General features: G+C 62.4%; 9 protein-coding genes. 5 read left to right on the top strand and 4 right to left on the bottom strand.

Annotated elements, in window-relative coordinates; all coding sequences use genetic code 11:
• Nucleotides 1–244: 244 nt before the first annotated feature.
• From AC0GUR_RS03370 to AC0GUR_RS03360, 3 genes are read left to right on the top strand one after another with little or no spacing between them, the layout of a single operon-like run.
• Nucleotides 245–3,484 (top strand): efflux RND transporter permease subunit, encoded by a 3,240-nt coding sequence (locus AC0GUR_RS03370; protein WP_472876053.1) that lies wholly within the window; start codon nt 245–247, stop codon nt 3,482–3,484.
• Nucleotides 3,474–4,655, top strand: a complete 1,182-nt coding sequence (locus AC0GUR_RS03365) for an efflux RND transporter periplasmic adaptor subunit (protein ID WP_472876052.1) — start codon at nt 3,474–3,476, stop codon at nt 4,653–4,655. Before AC0GUR_RS03370 ends, AC0GUR_RS03365 begins: the two co-directional genes overlap by 11 nt.
• A gap of 4 nt (nt 4,656–4,659) precedes the next feature.
• On the top strand, nt 4,660–6,144 hold the full coding sequence (locus AC0GUR_RS03360) for an efflux transporter outer membrane subunit (RefSeq protein WP_472876051.1): 1,485 nt from the start codon (nt 4,660–4,662) through the stop codon (nt 6,142–6,144).
• Nucleotides 6,145–6,245: 101 nt separating this feature from the next.
• Here AC0GUR_RS03360 and AC0GUR_RS03355 read toward each other — a convergent pair whose 3' ends face one another.
• From AC0GUR_RS03355 to AC0GUR_RS03340, 4 genes are all read right to left on the bottom strand, one after another.
• On the bottom strand, nt 6,246–7,757 hold the full coding sequence (locus tag AC0GUR_RS03355) for a SulP family inorganic anion transporter (protein ID WP_472876050.1): 1,512 nt from the start codon (nt 7,755–7,757) through the stop codon (nt 6,246–6,248).
• Between the two features lie 14 nt (nt 7,758–7,771).
• Entirely contained in the window at nt 7,772–8,455 is a 684-nt protein-coding gene (locus tag AC0GUR_RS03350; RefSeq protein WP_472876049.1) for a carbonic anhydrase, read from the bottom strand.
• Between the two features lie 217 nt (nt 8,456–8,672).
• Nucleotides 8,673–9,026 carry a hypothetical protein gene (locus AC0GUR_RS03345; protein WP_472876048.1) on the bottom strand — a complete coding sequence of 118 codons (354 nt, stop codon included), beginning with the start codon at nt 9,024–9,026 and terminating at the stop codon, nt 8,673–8,675.
• A gap of 332 nt (nt 9,027–9,358) precedes the next feature.
• Nucleotides 9,359–11,020 (bottom strand): coiled-coil domain-containing protein, encoded by a 1,662-nt coding sequence (locus tag AC0GUR_RS03340; RefSeq protein ID WP_472876047.1) that lies wholly within the window; start codon nt 11,018–11,020, stop codon nt 9,359–9,361.
• Between the two features lie 222 nt (nt 11,021–11,242).
• On the opposite strand from AC0GUR_RS03340, the gene rnt reads away from it, so the two are divergent.
• Nucleotides 11,243–11,902 (top strand): ribonuclease T, encoded by a 660-nt coding sequence (gene rnt, locus AC0GUR_RS03335; protein ID WP_472876046.1) that lies wholly within the window; start codon nt 11,243–11,245, stop codon nt 11,900–11,902.
• Between the two features lie 189 nt (nt 11,903–12,091).
• Nucleotides 12,092–13,123, top strand: coding sequence for a phosphate ABC transporter substrate-binding protein PstS (gene pstS / locus AC0GUR_RS03330; protein WP_472876284.1), 1,032 nt, complete (start codon nt 12,092–12,094; stop codon nt 13,121–13,123).
• Nucleotides 13,124–13,164 lie beyond the last annotated feature (41 nt).

The following is a 13,164-nucleotide window of genomic DNA, read 5'->3' as shown; positions in this document are numbered from 1 at the left end:
AATTACCGAGGCTCTGGACCCCGGCCTGCGCCGGGGTGACGGTCCTAATGAAGCGCTGAGGCGAGCCCCTCTTAGACGCCCCTCGCCCCGCGCAGCCCGTCGTTAAAAAAGCCGTAAACACAATTACTTAAGCAGCACCATCCCATTACTTAAGCAACCCCATTCCAACCCAAAAGGTTTCCACAAGATTGCATTGCGATCATGCCCCGCATCGGGCCCCAGGCCCCTCATGCCGCAACACTCCATGCTTGGCCTTGTCCGAATCGCCCTCTCGCGACCGCTGACCTTCATTGTGCTGGCGGTGCTTATCCTCATCGCCGGCCCGCTGGCTGCATTCCGCACCCCCACCGACATCTTCCCGAACATCGGCATCCCGGTGATCAGCGTGGTGTGGAGCTACAACGGCCTGCCGCCGGATCAGATGTCCGGCCGCGTCGTGTACTACTACGAGCGCCAGCTCAGCACCTCGGTGAACAACATCGAGCACATCGAGTCGCAGTCGCTGCCCGGGATGGGCATCGTGAAGATCTTCTTCCAGCCGGGCGTGGACATTCGCACGGCCACGGCGCAGGTCACTTCGATCTCGCAGACGGTGCTGAAGCAGATGCCGCCGGGCATTACGCCGCCGTTGATCCTCAACTACAACGCATCGACCGTGCCTATCCTGCAGATGGCGCTGTCGAGCAAGAGCATGTCCGAAGCGAAGATCCTCGACCAGGGTCTCAACGTGATGCGCCCCATGCTCACCTCCGTGCCGGGCGTGGCCGTACCCACGCCCTACGGCGGTGCAGCGCGCCAGGTCACGCTGGATCTGGATCCCCGTGCACTCGCTGCAAACGGTCTCTCCGCGCAAGACGTGAGCAATGCGCTGGCCGAACAGAATCAGATCATTCCGGTGGGCACGGCCAAGATCGGTACCTACGAGTACCACGTGCAACTCAACAATAGCCCCAACGCTATGGATGAGCTGAACCAGCTGCCAGTGAAGAGCGTGCACGGCGCTACCATCACCATCGGCGATGTGGCACACGTACGCGACGGCGCGGCCCCGCAGACCAACGTGGTGCGTGTGGATGGCAAGCGCGCGGTGCTGATGCCGGCGCTGAAGGTGGGCGACGCTTCGACGCTGGCCGTGGTGTCAGGCATCAAGACGCTGATGCCCTTGGTGCGCGAATCGCTGCCGGACAACCTCAAAGTCACCTTGTTGAGTGATCAGTCGACCTTCGTGAAGGGCGCCATTTCTTCGGTGGCGCGCGAAGGTGTCATCGCTGCGTTGCTTACGTCGGTGATGATCCTGATCTTCCTGGGCAGCTGGCGTTCAACCGTGATCATCGCGGTGTCGATTCCGCTCGCGATTCTCTCGGCCATCGCCCTGCTTTCGGCCACTGGCCAGACGCTCAATATGATGACGCTGGGCGGCCTGGCGTTGGCCGTGGGCATCCTGGTGGACGACGCCACGGTCACCATCGAGAACATCAACTGGCACCTCGAGCAAGGCAAGAGCGTGCACGACGCCATCATGGATGGCGCCAAGCAGATTGTGACGCCCGCTTTCGTCTCACTGTTGTGCATCTGCATCGTGTTCGTGCCCATGTTCCTGCTCAACGGCATTGCGGGCTTCCTGTTCCGCCCGATGGCGCTGGCGGTGATCTTCGCCATGGTGTCTTCGTTTGTGCTGTCGCGCACGCTGGTGCCGACCCTGGCGATGTATCTGCTCAAGCCGCATCACATCGAGCAGGGGCCTGGCGACCACCCGGAGGACGAGTACCTCAACCATCACGAAGGCGATCAACCGCTACCGCGCAAGCGCGGCGCCTTGCTCGCCGCGATGGTTCTGTTTCAGCAGCGTTTCGAGCACCGCTTCGCACAGGTGCGCGATGCCTATCACGCGACGCTCAGTGTCGCCCTCACCCACCGCAAGCGCTTCGTCATCGGCTTCCTGGTTTTCGTGCTCGCCTCGTTCGCACTGGTGCCCTTCCTTGGCCGTGACTTCTTCCCAGATGTCGATGCCGGTGCCATCGCTTTGCACGTGCGCGCTCCGATGGGTACCCGCGTAGAAGAAACGGCCGCCGAGTTCGATCGCATCGAAAACGCCATCCGCAAGGTGGTTCCGCCGGACCAGCTGGACACGGTGATCGATAACATCGGCCTGCCATTGTCTGGCGTGAACATGGTCTACAACGCCAGCGGCACCATCGGCCCGCAGGATGGCGACATCCAGGTGGAGCTGAAGGAGGGCCACGCCCCGACCGCCGACTTCGTGCGCGAATTGCGCGCCCGCCTGCCGCGTGAATTCCCCGGCACGCAGTTTGCCTTTCTGCCAGCGGACATGAGTTCTCAGATCCTCAACTTCGGTGCGCCCGCACCGCTGGATGTCTCCATTGCCGGCCGTGACTTGAAGGCCAACGAAGCCTATGCCACGGAAATCATGAAGCGCCTGCGCGACGTACCGGGCATTGCGGACGTCCGTTTGCAGCAGAGCACCAGCTACCCGCAGCTCAACGTGACGGTGAATCGCACCCGTGCGGACATGCTGGGCGTGACCGAGCGCGACGTCACCAACACGATGGTGGCCTCGTTAGCCGGCAGCTCACAGGTGGCGCCGACGTTCTGGCTCAATCCGAAGAACGGCGTGTCCTATCCCATCGTTGCCGCCACGCCCCAGTACAAGATGAACAGCATATCGGACCTTGCCGGCTTGCCTGTTACGCCTGCCAGCAAGGGCGCCAGCCAGGTGCTCGGCGGCCTCGCCATCTTTACGCGTGTACCCAGCGCTGCTGTGGTGTCGCATTACAACATCATGCCGTCGTTCGACATCTATGCCTCGGTGCAGGATCGCGACCTTGGTGCGGTGGCCAACGATGTGCAGAAGGTGCTCGACCAGTTCGCACCGAAACGCCCGAAAGGCACCTTGGTCAGTCTGCACGGCCAGGTAGGCACCATGAACGAGGCCTTCAGCGGCCTGATCTTTGGCCTGGTCGGTGCGATCGTGCTGATCTATCTGCTGATCGTGGTGAACTTCCAGTCGTGGCTGGATCCGTTCGTGATCATCACTGCCCTTCCCGCAGCGCTCGCCGGTATCGTGTGGATGCTGTTCCTTTCGCACACCACGCTGTCCGTGCCCGCGTTGACCGGCGCCATCATGTGCATGGGCGTGGCCACTGCCAACTCCATCCTGGTCGTCAGCTTCTGTCGCGAACGCCTCGCCGAACACGGCGATGCGATGAAGGCCGCACTCGAAGCGGGCTTCACGCGCTTCCGTCCGGTCTGCATGACCGCGCTGGCGATGATCATCGGCATGTTGCCGATGGCGCTGACGCAGGAACAGAACTCCCCACTGGGCCGCGCAGTAATCGGCGGCCTGTTGTTCGCCACCTTTGCCACCCTGCTCTTCGTGCCGGTGATCTTCAGCATCGTGCACGGTCGCGAGCAGGTGCAGCCCGCATCCGATTCCGCTGTTGGAGAACCTGTCCATGTCGCATGACCCCATCGCCGCAACACCCGCGCGAACGCCGAGGCTCGGGCGCGCTGTGCGCCTTGGTCTGGTCGTTGCCATTGTCGCGACCATTGCCGGCATCTCCGTGCGTGCCTACGACTACCACCGCGTGGTGAAGTGGACCGACGCCCAGGTCACGCCTACCGTGCAGATCGCCACGCCGGAAAGCACCGTCGGCCACCAGGGCCTGACCCTGCCGGGTCATCTGGATGCATGGATCAGCGCACCGATCCATGCGCGGGTCAGCGGCTACCTCAAGGGCTGGAGCCGGGACATCGGCAGCCAGGTCAGCGCCGGGCAATCGCTGGCGGAGATCGATACGCCGGAAGTCGACCAGCAGTTTGAACAAGCCAAGGCCAATCTCGCGCGTGCCCAGGCCAATGCGCGCCTGGCCGTGCTTACCGACAAGCGCTGGAAGAACCTGCTCACCTCCAACTCCGTGTCCAAGCAGGAAGCGGACGAGAAAGCCGGTGAAGCGGAGGCTGCGCAAGCTAACGTGCTCGCCGCACAGGCGGATGTCGACCGCATCGCCGCGCTGGAAGCGTTCAAGCACATCACTGCGCCGTTTGCCGGCACCGTCACCGCACGCAACACCGATATCGGCGACCTGATCAGCGCCAACAACGACAGCACGCCGCCGCTATTCACCGTTTCCGACACCACGCGCATGCGCCTGTACGTGCAGGTACCACAGGGTTATGCCGATGCCATCAAACCCGATATGACCGTACAGCTCGATGTGCCCGATCATCCGGGCGCACAGTTCACCGGGCGTCTGATCGGCAATTCGGGTGCGGTGAGTCAGACCACGGGCTCGCTGCTGGCGCAGTTTGAGGTGGACAACCCGAAAGGCGATCTGCTGCCCGGCGCCTATGCCGAGGTGCATATTCCGATGACGGGCAACAGCCAGACCCTGACGGTGCCCGCGACCACGCTGATTTTCCGCGCACAAGGTCCGCAGGTGGCCGTGGTAGGTCCCGATAACAAAGTCGTGTTGCGCGATGTGCACATCGCGATGGATCTTGGTGATCGCCTGCGCATCGACACAGGCCTGCAAGCGGGCGACCGCGTGATCAACCACCCCTCCGATTCGCTGGCGCAAGGCGATGTCGTGCAGATTGCACGCGCCGATACGACCGACGCAGCCAAGCCGGAATGATGTCATGACGTTCAATCTGCCTTTGCTGCGTCGACTGCTACTGATGGCCCTGGTTACTTCGCTGCCGGCTTGCTCGCTGGCACCCGCTTACAAGAAGCCGGACCTAGGCCAAGTACCCGACAGCTATGCCGGCCAGACCGCTGACGGACTGTGGGCGCCAGCGCATCCAGCGGACATGGCCACGCGCGGTCCGTGGTGGTCGGTGTATGCCAATCCTCAGCTGGACAAGCTGGAGCAGCAGCTCGATGACTCCAACCCCAGCCTGGCCGTTGCGCTTGCGCGCTACGATGCTGCGCGCGCTCTGCTGGGTGAAGCTCGTTCGGACCTCTATCCGACGCTGGGCGTCGGTGCTTCAGCCTCCCGCAACCGGCAGTCGGACAACCGACCGTTGCGCGGCAGCAACCAACCCAACGAATACACCGCCAACACGTTTGGCTTCGGACTCGATTATGAGCTGGACTTGTGGGGTCGCGTGCGCAACGAAGTCGCTGCCGGCAAGGCGAATGCGACGGCAGCGGAAGCCGATCTCGCTTCGGTGAAGCTAAGCCTGGAAGCGCAACTGGCTGATCGCTACGTCGCTCTGCGCGGCTATGACGTGCAGGAACGCATTCTCAAGGACACGCTGGATGCCTATCAGGCAGGGCTCGACCTGACCCAACGTCGCTTTGAAGGCGGTGTGGCCTCGGGCCTCGACGTGAGCCGCGCAAAAACGCAACTCGCGGACGCGCAGGCGCAGGTATCCGAAGTGGTGGCCCAACGTGCATTGACCGAACACGCCATCGCCACCCTGGTGGGTGAATCCGCTTCGCGCTTCTCACTACCGGAGGACAACGCGCCGATGAACGTGCCGGCGATTCCGCTTGGTGTACCGTCGCAATTGTTGGAGCGCCGACCCGACATCGCCGCCGCCGAACGACGGATGTTCGCTGCCAATGCGGAGATCGGCGTGGCGCGCGCAGCGTTCTTTCCGCGTCTGAGTCTGTCAGCCGTGTTTGGCTTTCAGGACACTGGCATGGGTAGTTTGCTCAGTGCAGGCAACCGCTACTGGGCGTTGGGCCCGGAACTCGCCATGAGCGTGTTCGATGGTGGCCTGCGTCATGCCAAGGTGCAGGCAGCACAAGCCAATCTTGATGCATCCGCCGGCCTCTATCGTGGCGTCGTGTTGAACGCGTTCCAGCAAGTGGAAGACAACCTCACCTTGCTGCAGCAGCTTGGCAAGGAAGCTCACCAACAGGACGATGCAGCGAGTGCAGCACACGACTCGCAAACGATCGCTACCAATCGCTATCGCGAAGGCGCCGTGAACTACCTCGATGTGGTGAGTGCGCAGACCGCGACACTGCAAGCGGAACGCAGCGCGGAACAGGTACGTACGAGACGACTGCAAGCCAGCGTAGACCTGATTCGTGCGTTAGGCGGCGGCTGGGATTCAGTCCAGCTGTCGACCACCGGTAGTGCGGTGGCCGACAGCACAACCCAGACCCACTGACGCAACGGTACCTACTCCGTAGCGACCGCCTGGGGACCCAAGGAGCCCCTCATGTGGAGAGGGAGGGGAGGCATGGGGGCTCCTGTGATGGTGCGCGAGGCCTATGCTGCCCTGCGCACACCTTCGACCCGCTGGTTGAGCTGATGCCAGTCCACCACCAGCTCACAGCCACGCGATGAGGCATTGCGACCCCACTCGCGCAGCAATTCCAGACAGGCCTGATCGACGTGGTGGAGGCGATCCACCACCAACTGCAGCCGCGTATTGGGCGGCACGCGTTCAAGCGTGCGAGCCACCGACGGCACGCGCAGGAACGTGGCGGAACCTTCCAGACGAAGCGACGCGGTGCCCGGCTCGTCGTGCTGATCCAGACCCACCTTCAGGCGGGACGAATGCAGCGCGAGGCGGAACAGCGACAACGCGAAGCCGATCAGCACGCCAGCCAACAGATCCGTGGCGACAATCGCCACGGTGGTGGCCACATAGATCCACGCGGTGCCCTTGCCGTAGACCGCAAGCGACTTCACCTGCTTGAAGTTCACCATCTTGATGCCGGTGTAGACCAGGATGCCTGCCAGACATGCCACCGGCGTCATGCGCATCAGCCACGGCAACAGCAGCGCAAACACCAGAATCCAGCCGCCGTGCATGATGGTTGCCATGCGTGTCGCCGATCCGGCCTGCACGTTGGCTGCGCTACGCACGATCACGCCAGTCATCGGCAACGCGCCGAACAGGCCGCACAACATGTTGCCCACGCCCTGCGCAGTCAGCTCGCGATCGTACTTGGTGCGTGCGCCATCATGCATGCGATCCACCGCCGCTGCAGACAGGAGGGTCTCGGCGCTGGCAATAAAGGCGAACGTGAGCGCGGCGATCAGCAACGACGGCTCAAGCAATCCGGACAGGCCACTCCATGTCGGCAGCGTCACGGCAGCCATCAGGTTCGACGGTACATCCACGGTCTTTACTGAAAGTCCCATCACCTGCACCACGGCGGTCATCGCCACCACCGCCAGCAACGCGCCAGGCACAAAGCGCAACCTCGCCGGACGAAGCTTTTCCCAACCCAGCATGATCGCGATCGTGGCAATACCCACGGCCATGGCGGACAAACTGCCCACCTCACCCTGCACCGCATTGATCACCGCGCCGGGCAACGCCGCGAAGTTTTCGAGACCGCGAGCCTTCGGCACGGCATCGATCAACACATGCAGCTGCGAAGCCACGATGAGCACGCCGATACCCGACAACATGCCTGCCACCACGGCCGGCGAACACATGCGGAACCACACGCCCACACGGCACAGACCTGCAGCAATCTGGATGGCACCCGCGAGCAACACCACCGGGCCCAGCGCGGCGATGCCGTGTTCCCGCACCAACTCGAACACCAGCACGGCAAGGCCAGCGGCTGGGCCGCTGACCTGCAATGGCGAACCGGCGATGACGCCAACAACGATGCCGCCAATGATGCCGGTGATCAGACCCGCTGCAGGCGGCATGCCTGAAGCGATGGCGATGCCCATACACAAGGGCAACGCCACCAGAAACACCACGATGGAGCCGAGCAGGTCGCGCCCGAACAGTCCCTGTTTGAAATACTGACTCATCACAACGGCAACCCTCAGGCAGCAGACGCAGCAGGCATCGAGAAGCGCGCATGCGGCGTCGCCTCGGGTACCTCGCGTTTGCCAGGCTCAATCGCCACGAAACATCCTCGTTGCGCGTCGAATGCCTTGAGCTCGGCATGCGCAATGTCATAGACCCAGCCATGGATGCGCAGCTGGCCACTGGCCATCGCCGCCGCCACGGCGGGCAGCGTGCGCAGATGTTCCAGTTGACCCACCACGTTTTCTTCCGTGAGGCGGCACAAGCCTTCGGGGCCTTGCAGGCTTGGGCTGTTCTGCTCCACGACGTAACGCGCCACATCGGCATGTTTCATCCAGGCCGCCACGGACGGCATGTCCTGCACGAGCTCCGGATACTGCAGCGCCTTCATGGCACCGCAATCGGAATGACCGCAGATCACTATGTGGCGGACCTTGAGCACCTTCACCGCATACTCGATAGCCGCCACCACGCCGCTCACATGCTGTGCGTACGGCGGCACGATGTTGCCGACGTTGCGATAGACAAACAGCTCGCCAGGCTGCGAGGAGAACATCATCTCCGGCATCACGCGCGAGTCCGCGCAGGTGATGAACATGGTGCTGGGACTCTGGCCCTTGGCCAGCTTGCCGAACAGCTCTCGCTGCGCAGGAAACACCTCGTTGCGAAACTGCTCAAAACCTTCGATCAAACGCTTCATGCGAATACTCCAGAAAAAATGCGGGGACGACGCCCACGGCGCAAAGCGCCAGGCAACGGGCGTCGACAGGGAAAGAGGAACGGATGGCCAGCGCAGCTCACGAGCGCATCACGAGCCCGCAGCAACGAACACTTCAAATCACTGGCATGACCATCAACGACGGCACGTGACAGCGCGTGCACGCACGTGGAACGCAGACCGCGTCAGCGGTGGCGTATCAGACGGCTTCGGGTGGGCGCAGCAAACGCGCTGGATCGTGCGGGCCCACATCGTAGGGGCCGGCTTCTGGAACTACCGAGGGTGTGGGAGCCCACAGGTAGGCAACGTCGAACGGATGGAGAATGTCATCCATGCCGCCGTTGTTAGTGTTGTCGTCGAGTGAACAGGTGTCGCCGTGATCGCCAGCGGCATCCGCGACGTCATCAGCCATCACGCTCGCCGCCACCGCTTTGTCTGCCGAAGTAGCAGCAGACGCCTGCACCGGACGCACCGGCGTGCCGACCAGCAAGAGCAGGCCGAACAGACACGCCAGGAAAACAGCGAACGGAGAGTGGCTAAGACGCGAAGTCATGCGGAGCAAACTATCGAAAGGCATCGCAACTCGCAAGTGTTTGCGATGATCCTTTGAAGGTTTTTCACGCGCGGGGTCAGGTGGTGTTTAGAGTTGAACTACACATCAGCGCACATCTGTAGGAGCGCACTTGTGCGCGACCGCAGCGTAGCCATCTCGCCGCTCCGTCAGGCTGTCGCGCACAAGTGCGCTCCTACAAGAGGCACATGATGCCAAGACGAAAATCGCATCGCGATCAGGTTACGAAGTGCAAAAACAGAAACGGCGGGCAATGCCCGCCGTTTCTCCAATCCCTGGGTCGAACTCCCTTACGATAACCGTACCGGTGTTGCTTAGAACGGGTAGTAGCGGAAGGACGTGAAGAACATGTTCTCCGTCGCCTTCGGCTGAGCGGCGCCGTTGACCAGCACGCCGTTGACCAGACCCTGGCCCGAGAAAGCTTCGCGCTTGGTGTACGAGTACTGCGCACCAAACTGCATCTTGCCGAACTTGCCCTGGTAGAACTTCCACCAGAAGCCAGTGGTGCCCTGCCAGACGTCCTTGGTGTTGCCCACGCAGGTGGTCGAGCCTTCGATATCGCAACCGCTGTTGTTGTAACCGGGGTTGCCGTAACCGAGGGGGACCGGAGCGCCCTTGACGAGGATGTTGAAGTCCTTCTTGCTCACGCCTTCGCGGCCGCCGAACAGATAGACGTCCACATCGGAGTTCACGTGCCAGGTCAGGCCGCTCAGGATCATGTTTTCTTTGATCGGAGCCAGGTTGCCATTCGGGCTGAAGGTCACGTCGGGCAGCTGCACGCTGCCGTAACGGCCGATGCCCTTGCCGCTCATGCCGGAGAGCTGCCAGTCGAGGGTCTTGTCGATAAGCGGCAGCACCATGCCGATACCCCAACCACCACCCCAGGCGTCGTGGTTCTGGCCGTTGTAGCGGTTGTAGAACGAGCGACCGATACCGAACACTTCGTAGTGACCGAAGCCCGGATCCGCGGCGAACTTCACGATGACGTCAGGAATGTGGTTGAGCGACAGCGTGTTGACCGAGTCGTAACCCGAGCCAGCGTTGATGTTGTAGACCGAGTACGGGCCCGTGGCCGGGATGGTGCCACCGGCAGCGATGGCCGGCACCGGCGCCTTGGCCTGGTTGCCGTTGAGGTAGAACGTGGTCTGCGGGTTCTCGATCGAGATACCCAGCCAGTACTTCTTGTCCCAATCCTTGACCAGGCGGATCTGCGGCTGACGTGCCCAGGTGAAGCCCGGGACGTACTGCGCGTCGATCTGCGGCGGGGTCAGCTCGGTGCGCGGCGTGATGCCCTTGCTGTTGAGCGTGAGCAGCGACCAGTTCTGGCCGGCCAGCAGGTGCAGGCCGGTGGTGTCCCAATCCGCCGTCATGTAGACGTTGCGCATGCGCGGGTTGAACGAGTTGCTCTCGTTCTGGTTGGCCGTCTGGGCGCCACCGAGGAAGTCGGCCTCGATGTAGCCAGCCAGGTGCGTGTTCGGATCGACGTCACCCTGGGCAAGCAGCGACACGCGGCTCTGGCGAGCGCTCAGGCGAAATTCGCTGGTGTGGCCCTGCGGCACGTTCTTGAACGGAATCGTGTTGAAGTTGCTGGCGATGTCCGAGCCCGTGTTGTGCTGGCGGTACATCGATTCGGCAGCGAGGAAGCCGCCCAGCGTGATGTTCACGCCCTTGTAGGCAAGCTTGTCAGACGACTTCTTGACCTGCGCATCCGTTGCGGCGGCCTGCTTCTGCACGCTCTCGACGGCCTGGCCGGTGGAGACGTTGATGTCGGACTGCGCATCTGTACGCTGCTCAAGCTCGACGACCTTCGCCTGCAGTGCCTGCAGCTGTGCCTTCAGCGCTTCGATCTCTGCGGCCTGCGAAGACTGGGCGCTGGTCTTGGAGGTCGACTTCGCCGGTGCCGGATCGGCAACGACGTGGAAGCTGGTAACGCCCAAACCGGCAGCAATCGCCACCGCGAGCAACTTGGAACGCATGGTTTTTCTCCGCATGTAGGTAAGAACCACCTGAGCCACCCCCATGGATCCCCTATCGATCTCCGGCGGCTCAAGCACGATCGGAGCGCAGGATGGGCTCGCGCCTTTACCGTTATGTGCCTGTTATGTGACAGAACAAAGACACCCGCTGACGCACTTCCCGTCTGGCCATGTGAAAAAGCCATCGACAGGGCTACCAGCGCCGGCTGATATGCTTGGTGGATGGATAACCTCTGCAACAGCATGGCCGGCCGCATGGCCGAGCGCTTCCGTGGCTTTCTGCCGGTGATCGTGGACGTGGAAACCGGCGGCTTCGACGCCGAGCGCGACGCGCTACTTGAGATCGCCGCCGTCATATTGCACATGACGCCCGAGGGCTACCTGCAGCCCATGCCAGCCGTATCGGCCCACGTGCAGCCCTTCCCGGGCGCCAACATCGACCCGCGCGCGCTGGAAATCACCGGCATTGACCCGGACAACCCGCTCCGTGGCGCACTGGATGAGCGCCTGGCGCTGGATCACGTGTTCAAGCCCGTGCGGGATGCCATGCGCGATGCCGATTGCCAACGGGCCATTCTGGTAGGCCACAACGCGGCTTTCGATCTGGGCTTTCTCAATTCGGCGGTGCGCCGTGTGGGCCACAAGCGCAACCCGTTCCATCCCTTTAGTTGCTTCGATACGGCCACGCTGAGCGGCCTCGCCTTCGGCCAAACCGTGCTTAGCAAGGCCGTACAAGCGGCAGGCATTCCCTTTGACACGCGCGAGGCGCATTCGGCCGTTTACGACGCCGAGCGCACCGCGGAGCTGTTCTGCACCATCATCAATCGCTGGCGCACCCTCGAAATGTTCGAACGCGAACAGACCGGTGTTGAGTCAATGTAAAGAGGAATGGCTGCCCCGATGCCATTTCGGCAGGGCCGCTTAATTCCTTTTTTATCAGCGCCATATGACAGCATCTGGCGAATTGTCATATGGCTGAAACATTGAACTCATTTCATTGCAACACGTGACGCATGAAATAACGGCGGGCGGGAATCCCCCGAGACCCTTATCGCTTAAGGAGCCACCGTGTTGACCTCAACCAAATACCTGTCCCGCATCGGCACGGCTGCCGTGTTCGCTGCGGCTTCGCTGTTCGGCATGTCCGCGCACGCCACGGATATCACCGGCGCCGGCTCGAGCTTCGTCTACCCGGTGCTCTCCAAGTGGTCGGCTGCCTATGCCGAAAAGACCGGCAACAAGCTCAACTACCAGTCCGTCGGCTCGGGCGCCGGCGTGGCCCAAATCAAGGAAGGCACCATCGACTTCGGCGCCACCGACGCACCGGTGAAGGCTGAAGACCTCGCGCAGTACGGCCTGGGCCAGTTCCCGGTCGTGGTGGGCGGCATCGTGCCGGTGGTCAATATCCCGGGTATCCAGGCTGGCCAGATCAAGCTGGACGGCCCCACCCTCGCCGACATCTTCCTCGGCAAGATCACCATGTGGAACGACCCGCGCATCGCCGCGATGAACCCTGGCGTGAACCTGCCGACCAAGAAGATCACCGTGGTGCATCGTTCGGACGGTTCGGGCACCTCGTTCAACTTCACCAACTACCTCTCCAAGGTCAGCCCGGATTGGGCTTCCAAGGTCAAGTACGGCACGGCCGTCGAGTGGCCGACCGGCGTGGGCGGCAAGGGCAACGAAGGCGTGTCGCAGTACGTCAAGCAGATCATCGGTTCGATCGGCTACGTCGAATACGCCTATGCCGTTAAGAACAAGATCAGCTGGGTGAACCTGAAGAACGCCGCTGGCCAGGTCGTCGCCCCGAGCGCCGAAGCCTTCGCCGCTGCCGCTGCCACCGCCGACTGGGGCAGCGCCAAGGACTTCAACGTGATCATGACCAACGCCCCGGGTGCGCAGGCGTGGCCGATCACGGCGACCACCTGGGTGGTGATGTACAAGAAGCCGAAGAATGCCGAGCACACCAAGGTGGCGTTCGACTTCTTCAAGTGGGCGCTCGAGAACGGCCAGAAGGACGCCGCTGCACTCGACTACGTTGCCCTGCCGGACACCCTGGTCAAGAAGATCGAGGCCTACTGGAGCACCGAGTACAAGCACTGAGGGCGCTGTCTCGCTCAGTCATGCAACGGCAACTGACGAGA

This window comes from Dyella sp. PARNA 12/25 (genome assembly GCF_055702865.1).
Note: the sequence above shows the minus strand (reverse complement) of the source record. Positions and strands in the feature narration are given on the sequence as shown.